The organism is Paraburkholderia sp. RL17-347-BIC-D, from assembly GCF_046027915.1.
In the GTDB taxonomy this organism is placed as follows: Bacteria; Pseudomonadota; Gammaproteobacteria; order Burkholderiales; family Burkholderiaceae; genus Paraburkholderia.
On the sequence record NZ_JARESS010000004.1, the window covers coordinates 165048 to 180580 of the forward strand.

At 62.8% G+C, this 15533-nt stretch carries 19 protein-coding genes; 14 read left to right on the forward strand and 5 right to left on the reverse strand.

What is annotated here, in order from left to right:
- Window positions 1-24: 24 nt before the first annotated feature.
- The 3 genes from P0D96_RS08060 to gpmA form a co-directional block, all read right to left on the reverse strand.
- Complete coding sequence (locus P0D96_RS08060) at window positions 25-783, reverse strand: HesA/MoeB/ThiF family protein (RefSeq protein WP_408284139.1); 759 nt, start codon at window positions 781-783, stop codon at window positions 25-27.
- Window positions 784-950: 167 nt separating this feature from the next.
- On the reverse strand, window positions 951-2531 hold the full coding sequence (locus P0D96_RS08065) for a S41 family peptidase (protein WP_132376163.1): 1581 nt from the start codon (window positions 2529-2531) through the stop codon (window positions 951-953).
- 304 nt (window positions 2532-2835) lie between these two features.
- Window positions 2836-3585, reverse strand: a complete 750-nt coding sequence (gene gpmA / locus P0D96_RS08070; protein WP_132376162.1) for a 2,3-diphosphoglycerate-dependent phosphoglycerate mutase — start codon at window positions 3583-3585, stop codon at window positions 2836-2838.
- Here gpmA and P0D96_RS08075 point away from each other — a divergent pair.
- The 6 genes from P0D96_RS08075 to P0D96_RS08100 all read left to right on the forward strand — a co-directional run bounded on the left by P0D96_RS08075 (window position 3584) and on the right by P0D96_RS08100 (window position 6709).
- Window positions 3584-3739 (forward strand): hypothetical protein, encoded by a 156-nt coding sequence (locus tag P0D96_RS08075; RefSeq protein ID WP_408312860.1) that lies wholly within the window; start codon window positions 3584-3586, stop codon window positions 3737-3739. The two genes, gpmA and P0D96_RS08075, sit on opposite strands and share 2 nt — an antisense overlap.
- Window positions 3723-4148 (forward strand): rhodanese-like domain-containing protein, encoded by a 426-nt coding sequence (locus P0D96_RS08080; protein ID WP_012431601.1) that lies wholly within the window; start codon window positions 3723-3725, stop codon window positions 4146-4148. The genes P0D96_RS08075 and P0D96_RS08080 overlap by 17 nt, the downstream gene beginning before the upstream one ends.
- Complete coding sequence (gene grxC / locus P0D96_RS08085; RefSeq protein ID WP_007179466.1) at window positions 4145-4408, forward strand: glutaredoxin 3; 264 nt, start codon at window positions 4145-4147, stop codon at window positions 4406-4408. Before P0D96_RS08080 ends, grxC begins: the two co-directional genes overlap by 4 nt.
- A 151-nt stretch (window positions 4409-4559) precedes the next feature.
- Window positions 4560-5030 carry a protein-export chaperone SecB gene (secB, locus tag P0D96_RS08090; protein WP_007179465.1) on the forward strand — a complete coding sequence of 157 codons (471 nt, stop codon included), beginning with the start codon at window positions 4560-4562 and terminating at the stop codon, window positions 5028-5030.
- A 34-nt stretch (window positions 5031-5064) separates the two neighbouring features.
- A complete protein-coding gene (locus tag P0D96_RS08095; RefSeq protein WP_408178252.1) occupies window positions 5065-6063 on the forward strand; it encodes an NAD(P)H-dependent glycerol-3-phosphate dehydrogenase in 999 nt (332 codons plus the stop codon).
- 97 nt (window positions 6064-6160) lie between these two features.
- Window positions 6161-6709, forward strand: coding sequence for an O-acetyl-ADP-ribose deacetylase (locus P0D96_RS08100; protein WP_408312863.1), 549 nt, complete (start codon window positions 6161-6163; stop codon window positions 6707-6709).
- On the opposite strand, the gene trmL is transcribed toward P0D96_RS08100, so the two are convergent.
- Together trmL and P0D96_RS08110 are read right to left on the reverse strand one after the other, a co-directional pair.
- Window positions 6682-7152, reverse strand: a complete 471-nt coding sequence (gene trmL / locus P0D96_RS08105; RefSeq protein WP_132376159.1) for a tRNA (uridine(34)/cytosine(34)/5-carboxymethylaminomethyluridine(34)-2'-O)-methyltransferase TrmL — start codon at window positions 7150-7152, stop codon at window positions 6682-6684. The genes P0D96_RS08100 and trmL overlap by 28 nt on opposite strands.
- An 18-nt stretch (window positions 7153-7170) precedes the next feature.
- Window positions 7171-7956, reverse strand: a complete 786-nt coding sequence (locus tag P0D96_RS08110) for a phosphoribosyltransferase family protein (RefSeq protein ID WP_408312866.1) — start codon at window positions 7954-7956, stop codon at window positions 7171-7173.
- 84 nt (window positions 7957-8040) lie between these two features.
- On the opposite strand from P0D96_RS08110, the gene P0D96_RS08115 reads away from it, so the two are divergent.
- From P0D96_RS08115 to P0D96_RS08150, 8 genes are all read left to right on the forward strand, one after another.
- Complete coding sequence (locus P0D96_RS08115) at window positions 8041-9006, forward strand: methyltransferase domain-containing protein (protein ID WP_408178255.1); 966 nt, start codon at window positions 8041-8043, stop codon at window positions 9004-9006.
- 313 nt (window positions 9007-9319) lie between these two features.
- The gene (locus P0D96_RS08120; protein WP_132376156.1) at window positions 9320-9793 is read left to right on the forward strand and encodes a DUF2244 domain-containing protein; all 474 of its coding nucleotides are present in this window, start codon (window positions 9320-9322) and stop codon (window positions 9791-9793) included.
- 143 nt (window positions 9794-9936) lie between these two features.
- Entirely contained in the window at window positions 9937-11574 is a 1638-nt protein-coding gene (gene coxB / locus P0D96_RS08125; RefSeq protein WP_408178256.1) for a cytochrome c oxidase subunit II, read from the forward strand.
- A 44-nt stretch (window positions 11575-11618) separates the two neighbouring features.
- A complete protein-coding gene (ctaD, locus tag P0D96_RS08130) occupies window positions 11619-13232 on the forward strand; it encodes a cytochrome c oxidase subunit I (protein ID WP_106282189.1) in 1614 nt (537 codons plus the stop codon).
- 122 nt (window positions 13233-13354) lie between these two features.
- Complete coding sequence (locus tag P0D96_RS08135) at window positions 13355-13489, forward strand: cytochrome oxidase small assembly protein (protein WP_243658215.1); 135 nt, start codon at window positions 13355-13357, stop codon at window positions 13487-13489.
- A gap of 42 nt (window positions 13490-13531) precedes the next feature.
- On the forward strand, window positions 13532-14158 hold the full coding sequence (locus P0D96_RS08140) for a cytochrome c oxidase assembly protein (RefSeq protein WP_132376154.1): 627 nt from the start codon (window positions 13532-13534) through the stop codon (window positions 14156-14158).
- Between the two features lie 35 nt (window positions 14159-14193).
- A complete protein-coding gene (locus tag P0D96_RS08145) occupies window positions 14194-14403 on the forward strand; it encodes a DUF2970 domain-containing protein (RefSeq protein WP_132376153.1) in 210 nt (69 codons plus the stop codon).
- A gap of 130 nt (window positions 14404-14533) precedes the next feature.
- Entirely contained in the window at window positions 14534-15391 is an 858-nt protein-coding gene (locus tag P0D96_RS08150) for a cytochrome c oxidase subunit 3 (RefSeq protein WP_132376152.1), read from the forward strand.
- Window positions 15392-15533: the final 142 nt, after the last annotated feature.

Here is a 15533-nt window from a genome sequence, read left to right on the forward strand (position 1 = left end):
TAGCGTGCGGTTGAGGCGCTGGCGTCAAGCCGTGTGCGTCTGCCCGCATACCGGGCAATCCGGCTGGCGCGCGATGCGCATCGTGGTCCACTCCATCCGCAGCGAATCGAGCATCATCAGGCGGCCGAGCAACGGCGTGCCGATTGCGCCGATCACCTTGAGCGCTTCGGCGGCCTGCATCGAACCGACGATGCCGACCGTCGGCGCGAACACGCCCATGGTCGAACACGCGACTTCCTCGAACGGCTGGTCTTCGGGAAATACGCAGGCATAGCAGGGCGACGCTTCGTCGCGGAAATCGAAGGTGCTGATCTGGCCGTCGAAGCGCAACGCCGCGCCCGACACCAGCGGCACGCCGTGCTTAACACAGGCGCGGTTGATCGCATGGCGCGTCGCGAAGTTGTCGGTGCAATCGAGCACGACGGTCGCATTCGGCACGTGCGCGTCGAGCCACGCGTCGTCGACGCGCTCGGCCACCGCGTTCACCACGACCTCGGGATTGATCTGCGCGATCGCGTCGCGCCCGGACTCCACCTTCTTGCGTCCGACCGAAGCGGTCACGTGCAGGATCTGCCGCTGCAGGTTGGTCAGGTCGACCGTATCGGCATCGACGAGTGTCAAGCGGCCGACGCCGGCCGCCGCCAGATACATCGCAGCGGGCGAACCCAGGCCGCCAGCGCCGACGATGATCGCGTGCGCGTCGATAAAGCGCTGCTGCGCCTCGATACCGATTTCATCGACGAGGATGTGGCGGGAATAGCGAAGGAGTTGATCGTCGTTCATGGCGGGGCGCGTGAATGTGTCGCGCGCTGAGATGCAGGACCGATGGGCCTGCCGTGCGCGTTTTCGATATTTTAATCGCGCCGGGAGCGGGTGTTCTTGCTGGTGCCGGGTATGACAGCGTGTCTTCGCAGCATGTTCCGCTGCGAAGACACGTCAGGTTTTGCTGCTTAGTTGCTTTGCGAAGCAGGCGCCGGTACCGGGCCCGATGCGCCCGGCACCGGTTGCGTCGGCTTCACCGCGACCGGCGCGGACGCCGACGTGGCCGGCTTGTTCTGCGCGAGACGGCGCTCGGTCAGCGACTTCGATTCCTGCACCTGCTTGCCCTCCAGCTTGTTCAGAGCCTGTTGCAGCATGAAGTCGTCGGTCGAACCGAATTCCACCGGCTTGCGCTCACGATCCTTCTGACGCTGTTCCGGCGTCTTCTTATCGTTCTGCTCTTCGAGCTGGCGCAACTGGTCCATGCGTTCCTGTTCGCGCTGTTCCGCTTCCTTCTTCTCGTTCGGGTCTTGCGTGTTCGCAAGGTGATTCGAGTAGTCGACTTCGCGGGTGACGAGTGCGTCGTCCGGATCGCCTTCTGCGTATTGATCGACCGCGATGTCAGGACGGATGCCCTTGTTCTGGATCGAACGGCCGCTCGGCGTGTAGTAGTACGCCGTGGTCAGACGCAGCGCGGTGTCGGCCGTCATGGGGCGCACGGTCTGCACCGAACCCTTGCCGAACGTAGTCTTGCCGACGATCAGCGCACGATGCTGATCCTGCAGCGCGCCCGCGACGATTTCCGACGCCGACGCGGAGTACGCGTTGGTCAGTACGATCATCGGCACGGTCTTGAAGATCGGCGCTTCGTCTTTCAGCGGATCGCTGTCGAAGGATTGCAGGCGGTAGTTGTCGTAGGTGTCGCGATAGACCTGTTTCGAATCCGGAATCTGGCCGTTGGTGGACACCACAACCGAATTCGGCGGCAGGAACGCGCCGGCCACGCCGACTGCGCTTTGCAGCAGACCGCCGCCGTTGTTGCGCAGGTCGAGCACGAGGCCCTTCAGATTCGGCTGCTGACGCGCGATGTCTTGCAGTTTCGCGGCCAGATCAGGCGTGGTGCGCTCCTGGAAGCTGGTTACCCGCACATAGGCGTAGCCCGGCGCGAGGATCTTCATCTTGACCGACTGGACCTTGATGATTGCGCGCGTGACGGTGAGCGGGAACGTGCGGTCGTCGGTCTTGCGGAAGATCGTGAGCGTGACCTTGGTGCCCGGGTCGCCGCGCATCTGCTTGACCGCCTGGTCGAGCGTCATGCCGCGCACGGGTTTGTCGTTGATACGCGTGATCAGGTCGCCCGGACGGATGCCGGCGCGGAACGCGGGCGTGTCCTCGATCGGCGAAATCACCTTGATCAGCCCGTCTTCCGACGAAATTTCGATGCCGAGACCGGCGAAGCGACCCTTGGTCTGCTCCTGCAGTTCTTCGTAATCGGTCTTGTCGAGATACGACGAGTGCGGGTCGAGGCTCGACACCATGCCCTTGATGGCGGCGGTGAGAAGCTTTTTATCGTCGACCGGTTCGACGTACTCGTGCTTGATTTGCCCGAAGACTTCGGCAAAGAGCCTGAGCTGGTCCAGCGGCAGCGGTGCAACAGCGTTCGACGCTGCGCTGGCGGGTTGCTGGGCCGAAGCCGAGAGTTGCAGGGTGGCAAATACACCGGTAGCAAGGCCCGCGGCAATCAGGCCGATATTTTTCAGGTTCTTTCGCATAGAGTCTGTTGCGGTCGGAAGCGCGTGGCAGCGTCGATAGAGATGGGGACGGACAAGTATAACTGCACACCCGCCAACTCAGGGCGCGGCGCAGCCAATCGTGATTCGACAGCACGCGCCGGGCCCGGTTCGTGGGATTGCGCGCACAACTATGAAGTAATGTGCCGTAACGGACTGATGGCGGCCAGAAGGGCGCTCGCAAATGACGTGAGCCGCGCTGACCGGTGCGTCTTGCCGGGCGGCGCGGCCCTTCTGCCGCCATTGCGCTGCATTTCTGACAGCAGCATGGCGGCAAGATGGCAGATCAGCCCGCCGCCTTACCCTGCTTGGCGACGGCAGCCTGCGCTTTGGCGATCGCTTCCTGGTCGCCCAGATAGTAGTGCTTGATAGGCTTCAGGTTTTCGTCGAGTTCATAGACGAGCGGCACGCCGTTCGGAATATTCAGGCCGACGATGTCGTCGTCCGAAATATTGTCCAGGTATTTCACCAGTGCGCGGATCGAGTTGCCGTGAGCGGCGATCACGAGCTTGCGGCCCGACTTGATGGCCGGCGCAATCGACTCGTTCCACAGGGGCAGAACGCGCGCGACCGTGTCTTTCAGGCATTCGGTGAGCGGCAGTTGCTCGCGCGGGACCTTGGCGTAGCGCGGATCGTCGTACGGTGCGCGCTCGTCAGTCGGTTCGAGCGCCGGCGGCGGCGTGTCGTAGCTGCGGCGCCAGACCAGCACCTGCTCGTCGCCGAACTTGGCGGCCGTTTCCGCCTTGTTCAGCCCCGACAGCGCGCCGTAGTGGCGTTCATTCAGACGCCACGAATGCACCACCGGCAGGTACATCAGATCCATTTTGTCCTGCACGTGCCACAAGGTGCGGATCGCGCGTTTGAGCACCGACGTGTAGGCGATGTCGAACGTGTAGCCCGATTCCTTCAGCAGCACGCCCGCTTGCTGCGCCTCATTGTTGCCCTGCTCGGTGAGGTCGACGTCGACCCAGCCCGTGAAGCGGTTTTCCTTGTTCCACGTCGATTCGCCGTGGCGGATGAGAACGAGTTTGTACATGAGATTGCCGGTCGGTAGTGAAGAAGCCGTCAAGCGCCGCGGAGGTCCTCTAGAGGAGCGCCGCCATCGCGTCAGATGGTTATTTTATAATGGCTGGATTGCCCTTTCCGATTTCTCCCTTTTTCGGCGGATTTTCCGTGAAGTTTTTCACTGATTACACAAACCTTGTACTGATCGCGATCGTCCTCATCTCCGGTGGGTTGCTGCTGTGGCCGACGATCAGCCGGCGCGGCCGTGGCGGCCTGTCGGCCGCTGAAGCCACGCAACTGATCAACCGGCGCAATGCGGCGGTCATCGATCTGCGTCCGTCCGCCGACTACGCCAAAGGGCATTTGCCCGCGGCACGGCACCTTGAATTTGCAGAGTTGCAGGCAAAGGTCGCGCAACTCGTGAAAAACAAGAGCAACCCGGTGCTGCTGGTATGCCAGACCGGCCAGCAGTCGAACAAGGCAGCGCGTATCGTGCAGGATGCAGGTTATGCGGAAGTCCATGTTCTCGAAGGCGGTGTCGACGCCTGGCAGAAAGCCGGCATGCCGGTTGTGAAACAAGGAGCAGCGAAGTGAACAAAGTGATCATGTACAGCACCCAGGTGTGCCCGTATTGCCAGATGGCCGAACGTCTTTTAAAGTCGCGCGGCGTTGAGCACGTTGAAAAGGTACTGATCGACAAAGACCCGGCCCGTCGTGAGGAAATGATGACCCGGACCGGTCGCCGCACGGTGCCGCAAGTGTTCATCGGCGAGACGCATGTGGGCGGGTACGATGACCTCTCCGCGCTCGATCGCGCGGGCGGTTTGATGCCGCTGCTCGAAGCAACCGCCTGAATTCGCGCGCCCGCAGGCGCGTGAGCAGGGCGGGTGAACACCAAGCCGGCGCGGCCTCGCCTCTTCAGGGCGGGCGGCGCGCCGCAACGATCTGGCGGCCCGTGCAAGCATGGGCCGCCGCCATGCATACCTATCAGGGAATCACTTCATCATGTCCGACGAGAATAACCAGCCGTTCTTCAACATCCAGCGCATCTACCTGAAGGACATGTCGCTCGAGCAGCCGAATTCGCCGGGCATCTTCCTCGAGCAGGAAATGCCCTCGGTCGAAGTCGAAGTCGACGTGAAGGCCGAGCGCCTCGCCGACACCGTGTTCGAAATCCTCGTCACGGGCACGGTCACGGCCAAGGTGTCGGACAAGGTTGCGTTCCTGATCGAAGCCAAGCAAGCCGGCATTTTCGACATCCGCAACATTCCGGCTGAGCAGATCGATCCGCTGGTCGGCATTGCCTGCCCGACCATCCTGTTCCCGTACCTGCGCTCGAACATCGCCGACGCGATCACGCGCGCCGGTTTCCCGCCGATCCACCTCGCCGAGATCAATTTCCAGGCGCTGTACGAGCAACGCCTCGCGCAGATGGGTGGGCAGGACGGCGCGGCGCAGAACGGCGTCACGCATTGATGTGTCACACGCGGTGTCGCAAGCAGTGCCGGCCATGAAGGTTGCTGTCCTTGGCGCCGGCGCGTGGGGCACAGCCCTCGCCGGCCATCTGGCCGTACGGCACGACACGGTGTTGTGGGCGCGCGAGCCCGCGCTCATTGCCGATCTCTCCGCTTCGCACGAAAACGCCCGCTATCTGGCGGGCGTTGCTTTGCCGCCGGCGCTTCGCTATGAAGCCGATCTGAACGCGGCGCTCGACCACGCGCTCGCCGACGATGCGTTATGCGTCGTGGCGACGCCCGTCGCCGGACTGCGCGGTCTGTTTCAGGCCATGCGCGACGCGGGCACAGTGCCGGCGCATGTGGTGTGGTTGTGCAAAGGTTTTGAAGCCGATTCGCAGTTGATGCCGCATCAGGTGGTCGCGGCCGAATTGCCGGAGCACGGCAGTAACGGCGTGTTGTCCGGTCCGAGCTTTGCGCGCGAAGTCGGGCAGGGCTTGCCGGTCGCGCTGACCATCGCGAGCGCGTCGGCGGCGTGCCGCGAGCGCACGGTCGCCGCGTTTCATCATGGCGCCATGCGCATCTATACCGGCGACGACGTCGTCGGCGTGGAAGTGGGCGGCGCGGTGAAAAACGTGCTGGCCATTGCAACGGGCATCGCCGACGGCCTCGGCCTCGGTCTGAACGCACGCGCGGCGCTGATCACGCGCGGCCTCGCTGAAATGTCGCGCCTCGGCGTGACGCTCGGCGGACGGGCGGAAACGTTCACCGGTTTGACCGGCCTGGGCGATCTGATCCTGACCGCAACCGGCGATCTGTCGCGCAATCGCACGGTCGGCCTGCAACTCGCCGCAGGCCGCACGCTCGACGATATTCTCGGCGCCCTCGGTCACGTGGCCGAAGGCGTGCGTTGCGCGCAAGCGGTCCTCGCGATCGCCCGCGCTCATTCAATCGAGATGCCGATCACGCAGGCGGTCTGTGCCGTGCTGTTCGACGGCGTGGCGCCGCGCGACGCCGTCAGCGCCTTGCTGCGGCGCGACTCCAAAGCTGAATAAGCCTTGTCTTTCAGCCGTTTAGCGCACAAATGCGCTGAACGGCTGCCCGCTATCGCTGTCCACGTTTTTATCGACGCTTCGGATCAGCGAGGTTCCCATGCTCAGATTCAATCGTTGCACGCTGGAAGCACGCGTGGTCGACATCACCACGCTCGCCGTGGATGCGATCGTCAACGCCGCGAATACGTCGCTATTGGGCGGAGGCGGCGTGGACGGCGCGATTCATCACGCGGCCGGCAAGGATTTGCTGCGCGAATGTGAAACGCTGGGCGGTTGCGCGACCGGCGACGCGAAGCTGACCGGCGCCTACCGTCTGCCGGCTAAACATGTGATTCATGCCGTCGGCCCGGTCTGGCGGGGCGGGACGCATGGTGAGGCCGACTTGCTCGCGTCCTGCTATCAGCGCTCGCTGGAGGTGGCGCGCGAGGCGCAGTGCAACAGCATCGCGTTCCCCGCGATTAGTTGCGGCATCTACCATTTTCCCGCTGACGAGGCCGTGCGAATTGCGGTCGGCACGGTGCTCGACACGTTGCCGCGCACGCCGCAGATCGAGCAGGTAGTGTTCGCCTGTTTCGACGACGCCATGTTCGCGCGCTACGCGGCCGAATTGAAACGCCGTCAGGCGCCGCCTTCGAAGCCGGTCTGACGCCACGCTTCGAACACCACGACCGCGACGGTATTCGATAGATTCAGGCTGCGGTTGCCCGGACGCATGGGCAGGCGCACGCGTTGCTCGTTGGCGAACTGGTCGAGCACCGAGTCGGGCAGGCCGCGCGTTTCGGCGCCGAACACGAACCAGTCGCCGGATTGAAACGCGTGCTCGTGAAAGCGGCCCGAGCCGCGCGTGGTGAAGGCGAACATGCGCGCCGGGTCCGGCGATTCCTTGGCGATGAACGCCGCCCAGTCAGCGTGCACGTTCATCTGCGCGTACTCGTGATAGTCGAGGCCGGCGCGGCGCAACTTGGCGTCATCGAGCGGAAAGCCGAGCGGCTCGATCAGATGCAGCCGGGCGCCGGTGTTGGCGCACAGGCGGATCACGTTGCCGGTGTTCGGCGGGATTTCCGGTTCTACGAGAACGACATTGAACATGGTGAACTCAGGTGGAGACTAGTTTTTCGGTGTGCGCAACGCGACGAAGTTGGTGACCCGCCGCGCGCCGGCTGCCTTGAGCGTGCGCGCCAGCGCTTCGAGCGTGGCGCCGGTCGTCATCACATCGTCGACGATGCCGACGTGCAGCCCTTGCACGGGCCCGGCGACCTTGAAAGCGCGACCCACGTTCAGGCGGCGGGCGTCGAGATCGAGCCGCGACTGCGGCGCGGTGTGAATCACGCGATTCAGCAAGGTCGCGTCGCTGCGTACATCCAGCGCGCGGGCCAGCGGCCTCGCGATTTGCCACGCCTGGTTGTAGCCGCGCTCGGTGAGACGTTTGCTTGCAAGCGGCACGGGCGCGATCACATCCGGCCATTCAGCAAGGTCTTGCCAGGAGTGCTGTGCAAGACGTGCGAGCCGTTGTGCGAACTCGCGCGCCAGCAGCAGGCGGGCGCGGAATTTCAGGCCGACCGCCAGTGTGTCGAGCGGCGCCCGATAGTCGGCGAGGGCGAAGGTCGCGTCGAACGGCGGCGGCTCGCCGATGCAATCCGCACAGCGATATTGCGTGCGCGCCGCCCATCGCGAACTGGATAAGGGCACCGCACAGACGGTGCAGCGCAACCGGCTTTCGTTCCAGTAGGCTTCGTCGCAACCGGCGCACAGCGTCGTATGCGACAAATTGCCGCATAACGCGCAGAGGTTCGGCAACGCGGCGTGCATCACGCGCGGCCAGGCCGATTGCAAGGTGCGCGCGAAACGCGCGAATCTGCCGCCGGAAAATGACGAATTGGGTCGGAATGGCATGATTGGACCGCCCGCGAAGGCCTCTCACGCTGAATTGAAGGAAGCGAGCGAGTATACTTCCTGCTCCACGCCAGCACGACACTCATGTCCCCAACTCCCGCTCAATCAGGCCGTCCGGCCTATGATTCCCGGCGCCTCCGGCGGATCTTCGACCGCCGCGCAGCGACGTTCAGCGACGTCGCGTTCCTGCCTCGTGAAATCGCGCAACGCATGCGCGAGCGGCTCGACTACATCAAGGTCACGCCGGCGAGCGTGCTCGACGCCGGCTGCGGTGCGGGCGAAGACATCCCCGCTTTGCGCGAGCGCTTTCCCGAAGCGCCGGTGTTCGGCTCCGACCTGTCGCACGGCATGCTCACGCGCGCGCTGCAACACGATTCCGGCGACACGAGCTGGCGGCGCTTTCTGCCGGCCTCGCTCGGCAAAGCGCTCGGCGCCCGCGGTCCGCGTTTCGCGCAAGCCGACTTTTCGGCGCTGCCGTTCGCGGCCGGCGCCTTCGAATTCATCTGGTCCAACCTGGCGCTCCATTGGCACTCGCGGCCCGATCTCGTGTTTCCCGAGTGGCAGCGCGTGCTCAAAGTGAACGGCCTGCTGATGTTCAGCACGCTCGGTCCAGACTCGCTCAAGGAATTGCGTGGCGCCTACGCCGAAGTCGAGGCTGCGCACGGCGTTGCCTCGCGCAAGCACGTGATCGACTTCGTCGACATGCACGATCTCGGCGACATGCTGGTCGAAAGCGGCTTCGAGATTCCTGTGATGGACCAGGAAGTGCTCACCATTACTTATAAGTCGCCGCAGTCGCTGCTCGCCGACGTGCGCCGCTGGGGCGCCTATCCGTTCGAGCGCGAAGCGTCGTCGAGCGCCGCCGCGCGCCGGCTGCACAAGGCTTTGCTGGCGGCCCTCGAAGCCCGTCGGCGTGCCGACGGCACGATCGCGCTGACCTTCGAAGTGATCTACGGACACGCATGGAAAGCCGTGCCGCGCACCACGGCGGAAGGTCACGGCATCGTCCGAATCGAGGACATCGGACGCGGTTCGTCGAGGAATCGTTGAGGAATCGACGAGGCGGTAAAGAGGACATCTGTTATGTCTGAAATTACCGCTTCAAAAGACGCGCAAAAGGTGCGTCAAAACGGCGCGGAGGCTTGTCGCGCCTGGCTTGTGGGCCAATAGAGGCTTGCTTGTGGATGCTATGGATCGCGCCTATAATGCGTCAGTTTGTCGCCCGGAGTTCCCACATTTGGGGCGGCAGGCCCGAGGCACAGGGCAGCAAGATAAGATGGCGCAGCGGTGATCGAGCGGCCGGAATAATGGTCGCGAGCAATGGCCGCGGGCGGCGATTGGAGACAATCGGCGGGAGGCAGCGATGGGAGCATCAGATCTGCTGGCGGATTCAGAACCAGTTCTCAAAGACTGGACGATGAAACGCAACTGTTCGATATCGCCGCGGCAGTTCGTATGTTTCTACGTGTCGCTTGCGTTGTTCTCGTTGGCAATTGCTTTCATGCTGGTTCTGGTCGGCGCCTGGCTGGTGTTGCCGTTCACCGGTGTCGAATTGCTGGCGGTGGGCATCGCGTTTGCCATATATGCGCGTCATGCTGTGGATTACGAGCGTATCCGGTTGTTTCAGAACCGGCTCGTCATCGAGCAGGTCAGCGCCGAGCAGCTTACGCAGTTCGAGTTCAATCCGCGCTGGGTGCGGATCGAGGCGGGCGCAACACCGCGTGACCGGATCAAACTGGTCTCGCGCGGGCAGACGATCATGATCGGGCAACATCTCGCGCAGTATCGGCGCGCGCAGTTCGCAGGCGAATTGCGTATGTGGCTCACGCGTTGTTAGGGGCCCCCAAACCTGGCGCTTGGCGCCGGGCCCTCCAAGGGGGAAGAAAACCTGGGGCGACCCAGACGTTTTCTTAGACGCGTGGAGTCGCGCGGCGTTCACGGGGAGCGCGAGGCAACCTGCCAGCGGGGTCGAGGGTTTGAATGGAAATTTTGGGTAAGGAAGCTATGAAAACAATCAAGCGAGCCCTCATGGGCGTGCTGGCGATGAGCGGACTGCTTTTCGCCGGCGCGGCCCTGGCAGTGGGCGATGTTCCGGGCGGCCCTGCCGTCAACGAGATCAATCTCCAGCCGCCTGCGACGAAAATCGCTGAGGAGCTTTTCAGCCTCCACATGTTCATGCTGGTTCTTTGCCTGGTCATCTTCGTCGGCGTGTTCGGCGTGATGTTCTATTCGATCTTTGCGCACCGCAAATCGAAAGGCCACAAAGCTTCCAACTTCCACGAAAGCACCACCGTCGAAATCATCTGGACGATCGTGCCGTTCATCATCGTCGTGCTGATGGCGCTGCCCGCCACCAAGACGGTGGTCGCGATGAAAGACACCACGAACGCCGACGTCACCATCAAGGTCACCGGCTATCAGTGGAAATGGGGCTACGACTACGTGAAGGGCCCGGGCGAAGGCATCAACTTCCTGTCCACGCTGGCCACGCCGCGTGCGGAAACCGATGGCCGTGAGCCGATTTCCACCACGTATCTGCAGGAAGTCGACAATCCGCTGGTCGTCCCGGTCGACAAGAAAATCCGCATCATCACCACCGCGAACGACGTGGTCCACTCTTGGTACGTGCCGGCTTTCGGCGTGAAGCAGGACGCGATTCCGGGCTTCGTGCGCGACACGTGGTTCAAGGCTGAGAAGGTCGGCACATTCCGCGGCTTCTGTACCGAACTGTGCGGCAAGGAACACGCGTTCATGCCGGTGGTGGTCGAAGTGCTGTCCGCCGACGACTACGCGAAGTGGGTCGACACGCAGAAGAAGAAAATGGCCGCCGGCCAGGACGATCCGAACAAGACCTACACCATGGCCGAGCTGATGGAGCGCGGCGGCAAGGTCTACGCGGCGAATTGCGCGGTCTGCCACCAGCCGACCGGCAAGGGCGCGGGCGCATTCCCGGCGCTCGACGGCAGCAAGATCGCCAACGGCGCGATCGCCGAGCACGTCAGCCTGGTGCTGAAGGGCAAGAACGCGATGCCGTCGTGGGCGCCTACGCTGAACGACGTCGAAATCGCTTCGGTGGTCACGTACGAACGTAACGCGTGGGGCAACCACACCGGCGACATTCTCCAGCCGAAGCAGGTTGCGGACGCCCGTAACGGCAAGCTGCCGGAAGGCGGCAACCATCTGGCCGATGCAGGCGCAGCGGCGAGCGGCGCAGAAGCGGCTTCGGGGGCGGCGGCAGCATCCGGCGCCTCGGGCGCGGCAGCGGCGGCACCGGCAGCTTCGGACAGCGCGGCAACGCAAGCAGCATTGCCGGCGAGCATCTACTTCGAAACCGGCAAGAGCACGTTGCCGGCCGACGCGAAAGCCGCAGTCGACGCAGCCGCGGCCTACGCGAAGGCGCATCCGGACGCGAAATTCACGCTGTCGGGCTTCACCGACGCCACCGGCTCCGCCGACCTCAACGCGAAGCTCGCGAAGAGCCGCGCCGAAGCCGTGCGCGACGCGTTGAAAGCAGCCGGCATTGCCGAAGACCATATTATTTTGAAGAAGCCGGAAACGATCACGGGCGGCAGCGACGCGAAAGAAGCCCGGCGTGTTCAGATCAGCCCGGCTGCCTGACGTGTTCATGGTCAGCACCGCAGTATTCGCTTTAGGAGATTGTCATGTCTAGCATCGGACACGATGTAGTCGCAGGCCACGAACACGTGCACGGCGACCATGCCCACGAAACGCCGCATGGCTGGCGTCGTTGGCTGTTCGCAACCAATCACAAGGACATCGGTACGCTGTACCTGATCTTCTCGTTCACCATGTTCCTCTCCGGGGGCGTGATGGCGCTGATGATCCGTGCAGAACTGTTCGAACCGGGCCTGCAGATCATGCGTCCCGAGTTCTTCAACCAGTTGACCACCATGCACGGCCTGATCATGGTGTTCGGCGCGATCATGCCGGCTTTCGTCGGCTTCGCGAACTGGATGGTGCCGCTGCAGATCGGCGCATCGGACATGGCTTTTGCCCGCATGAACAACTTCAGCTTCTGGCTTCTGCCGGTGGCGGCTGTCCTGCTGGTCGGCTCGTTCTTCTCGCCGGGCGGCGCGACCGCCGCGGGCTGGACGCTCTACGCGCCGCTTTCCACGCAGATGGGCCCGGGCATGGACTTCGCGATTTTCGCGGTCCACTTGATGGGTGCTTCGTCGATCATGGGCGGGATCAACATCGTCGTGACGATCCTGAACATGCGCGCACCCGGCCTCACGCTGATGAAGATGCCGATGTTCGTGTGGACGTGGCTGATCACCGCCTACCTGCTGATCGCCGTGATGCCGGTTCTGGCAGGCGCGATCACCATGGTGCTGTTCGACCGCCACTTCGGCACGTCGTTCTTCAACGCGGCAGGCGGCGGCGACCCGGTCATGTACCAGCACATCTTCTGGTTCTTCGGGCACCCCGAGGTGTACATCATGATCTTGCCGGCGTTCGGGATCGTCTCGCAGGTGATTCCGGCGTTCTCGCGCAAGCCGCTGTTTGGCTATAGCTCGATGGTGTACGCAACCTCGTCGATCGCGATTCTGTCGTTCATGGTGTGGGCGCACCACATGTTCGCAACCGGCATGCCGGTGACGGGCCAGCTGTTCTTCATGTACGCGACCATGTTGATCGCCGTACCGACGGGCGTGAAGGTGTTCAACTGGGTCGCGACGATGTGGCGCGGTTCGCTGAGCTTCGAGACGCCTATGCTGTTCGCGGTCGGCTTCCTGATCGTGTTCACGTTCGGTGGTCTGTCGGGTCTCATGCTGGCAATGGCCCCGCTCGACATCCAGTATCACGGTACTTATTTCGTCGTCGCGCACTTCCACTACGTGCTGGTGGCGGGCTCGCTCTTCGCGCTGTTCTCCGGCTGGTACTACTGGGCGCCGAAGTGGACCGGCTGGATGTACAACGAAACGCGCGGCAAGATCCACTTCTGGGCATCGCTGTTCTTCTTCAACCTCGCGTTCCTGCCGATGCACTTCGTTGGCCTCGCAGGTATGCCGCGTCGTTATGCTGACTACCCGGCACAGTTCACGGACTGGAACCAGGTCATCTCGATCGGCGCGTTCGGCTTCGGTCTGGCGCAGGTCTACTTCCTGTTCGCGGTTGCACTGCCGGCCTACCGTGGTGGCGGCGAACTAGAAAAGGCTGGCGACAAGCCGTGGGACGGCGCAACGGGCCTCGAATGGACCGTGCCGAGCCCGGCTCCGTTCCACACGTTCGAAAACCCGCCGACCGTCGAGTAACCGGTAGTTGGTGAGGTAGCGGGTTCTGGTGCCGCAAGTAATATCGCCACCAGAACCTGACAGCCGCCTAAGCGGTGGCTGTCGACCGGTAGTCACGAAAGCAGGTATTCAGAAAGTCGAGCATGACGCGCAATTCACTGGAAAGACGTACGCCGGAACAGATTCGTGCAGGCAACCGGCGTATCGGTTTTGTGATGTTCGTAATCGCCGCGGTCTTTTTCGCGAGCGTCATCATCCATCAGAAGTGGTTTTCCTGACGGACTGATCCAAGTCTGTGTGCAGGTTTGTTGAGGATTGAGATGTCGACGCAACCGCCGGCTCAGGCCGACCGCTCTTTTAACCGTTCGATGCTGATCAAGCTGTTCATCGTCGCGTTGATGATGTTCGGTTTCGGTTTCGCGCTGGTGCCGATGTACCGCGCAATCTGCCAGATCACCGGCATCAACAACCTCGTACAGCGTGACGCCACGGTGCGCGAGGCGAAGAATACGCAGGTCGACATGAGCCGCACGATTTCGATCGAATTCGATGCGAACGCGCGCGGCCCGCTGGGTTTCAAGCCGGAGCAGCGCAGTCTCGACGTGCATCCGGGCGAAGTGACGACGGTGATGTACGAGGTGAGCAACGAACAGGCGCGCACGATTCAGGCGCAAGCCATTCCAAGCTACGCGCCGAAGCAGGCCACCGAGTACTTCAAGAAGATCGAGTGTTTTTGCTTTACGCAGCAGACGTTGACGGCGAATCAGACGAAGCGCCTGCCGGTGGTGTTCGTGGTCGATCCGAAGTTGCCGAAAGACGTGAAAACGATCACGTTGTCGTACACGTTCTTTGAGTTGAGTACGCCGGCAGCGGCGACGGCCGGAAGCGCAGCACCCACGGCCAATACGGATACACGCGCGGCGGCCACCGCCGCCAATCCCGCCTGACGGCTCGCGCCGCAGGCGAAGGAAGAAGAAAAGAGATGAGCGATAACGGCGGCAGCCCGCGCAAGAGCAGTTTTGGTCAGTCGATGCGTGCGGTGCTCTGGTCGTTTTTCGGGGTGCGCAAGCGTCGCGATCTGGAGGCGGACGCCACGCAGTTGAACCCGCTGCACGTGATCGCGGCAGCGTTGATCTGCGCGGCAATTTTTATCGTGGTGCTGATTCTGATCGTACGGGCCGTAGTAGGGTGAAGTGCCAGACGCACACGTAGAATCGGGCGAACAGCGCCCACGAATTAGAGCGAAGCGGTGCGGTATCGACGCGCCGCCGAAGATACAGCCGGAGATTCCGGAACAACTGGACTGAAGTGGAGAATCAAGAATGAGCGGTCAAAACGAGAGCCCGTACTATTTCGTACCGCATCCGTCGCGGCATCCGATTAGCGCCGCCGTTGGGTTGCTGGTCATGCTCGGATCGCTTGCGGCCTGGATCAACGAACATGACTGGGCGCCGATCGGCGTCGTCGCCGGTTTGTTGTGGCTGCTCTTCACGCTGTGGCACTGGTTCGGCGACGCGATCGCCGAGTCGGAAGGCGGCATGTACGGCAAGAACGTCGACAAGTCGTACCGCTGGAGCATGAGCTGGTTCATCTTCTCCGAAGTGATGTTCTTCGGTGCGTTCTTCGGCGCGCTGTTCTATGCGCGTGAGATCGCGCTGCATCAATTGGGCAGCCTTGATTACAAGCTGATCTGGCCGGATTTCTCGGCGGTGTGGCCGAACAACGGTCCGGCAGCGCTGGTTTCGACCTTCAAGTCGATGCAGCCGTGGCCGGTGCCGACCATCAACACGGCGCTGCTGCTTTCCTCGGGCGCGACGCTGACGGTCTCGCACCATGCGTTGCGTGAAGATCATCGCAAGAAAGCGATCATCTGGCTGGCTGCAACGCTCGTGCTCGGCGTCTGCTTCCTGTTCCTGCAAGGCTTTGAATATTTCCACGCGTACAACGAACTGAATCTGACGCTGTCGTCGGGCGTGTATGGTTCGACGTTCTTCCTGCTGACCGGCTTCCACGGCTTCCACGTGTTCCTCGGCGGCACGATGCTGGCGGTCGTGCTGGCGCGTATGATTCGCGGTCACTTCACGGCGGAGCATCACTTCGCGTTCGAAGGCGCGGCCTGGTATTGGCACTTTGTGGACGTCGTGTGGCTCGGGCTGTACGTCGTCGTGTACTGGCTGTAACGCAGTCCCGCCTGCGCCGACCGGCAAGCCGGAATGTGTGCAGGCCATGTGCGCCACGCCTTTCGGGGCGCGGCGCGCGAGCAGTATGCAAAGACCTATGCAGCGCCGCCCTCGACCCTGTCAGGGCGGCGTTTTGTTTGGC

Coding starts and splice junctions, on each gene's coding strand:
- P0D96_RS08060 (WP_408284139.1), bottom strand. CDS start 783: ATGAACGACGATCAACTCCTTCGCTATTCCCGCCACATCCTCGTCGAT.
- P0D96_RS08065 (WP_132376163.1), bottom strand. CDS start 2,531: ATGCGAAAGAACCTGAAAAATATCGGCCTGATTGCCGCGGGCCTTGCT.
- P0D96_RS08075 (WP_408312860.1), top strand. CDS start 3,584: ATGAGATTGCCGGTCGGTAGTGAAGAAGCCGTCAAGCGCCGCGGAGGT.
- gpmA (WP_132376162.1), bottom strand. CDS start 3,585: ATGTACAAACTCGTTCTCATCCGCCACGGCGAATCGACGTGGAACAAG.
- secB (WP_007179465.1), top strand. CDS start 4,560: ATGTCCGACGAGAATAACCAGCCGTTCTTCAACATCCAGCGCATCTAC.
- P0D96_RS08095 (WP_408178252.1), top strand. CDS start 5,065: ATGAAGGTTGCTGTCCTTGGCGCCGGCGCGTGGGGCACAGCCCTCGCC.
- P0D96_RS08100 (WP_408312863.1), top strand. CDS start 6,161: ATGCTCAGATTCAATCGTTGCACGCTGGAAGCACGCGTGGTCGACATC.
- trmL (WP_132376159.1), bottom strand. CDS start 7,152: ATGTTCAATGTCGTTCTCGTAGAACCGGAAATCCCGCCGAACACCGGC.
- P0D96_RS08110 (WP_408312866.1), bottom strand. CDS start 7,956: ATGCCATTCCGACCCAATTCGTCATTTTCCGGCGGCAGATTCGCGCGT.
- P0D96_RS08115 (WP_408178255.1), top strand. CDS start 8,041: ATGTCCCCAACTCCCGCTCAATCAGGCCGTCCGGCCTATGATTCCCGG.
- P0D96_RS08120 (WP_132376156.1), top strand. CDS start 9,320: ATGGGAGCATCAGATCTGCTGGCGGATTCAGAACCAGTTCTCAAAGAC.
- coxB (WP_408178256.1), top strand. CDS start 9,937: ATGGAAATTTTGGGTAAGGAAGCTATGAAAACAATCAAGCGAGCCCTC.
- ctaD (WP_106282189.1), top strand. CDS start 11,619: ATGTCTAGCATCGGACACGATGTAGTCGCAGGCCACGAACACGTGCAC.
- P0D96_RS08135 (WP_243658215.1), top strand. CDS start 13,355: ATGACGCGCAATTCACTGGAAAGACGTACGCCGGAACAGATTCGTGCA.
- P0D96_RS08140 (WP_132376154.1), top strand. CDS start 13,532: ATGTCGACGCAACCGCCGGCTCAGGCCGACCGCTCTTTTAACCGTTCG.
- P0D96_RS08145 (WP_132376153.1), top strand. CDS start 14,194: ATGAGCGATAACGGCGGCAGCCCGCGCAAGAGCAGTTTTGGTCAGTCG.
- P0D96_RS08150 (WP_132376152.1), top strand. CDS start 14,534: ATGAGCGGTCAAAACGAGAGCCCGTACTATTTCGTACCGCATCCGTCG.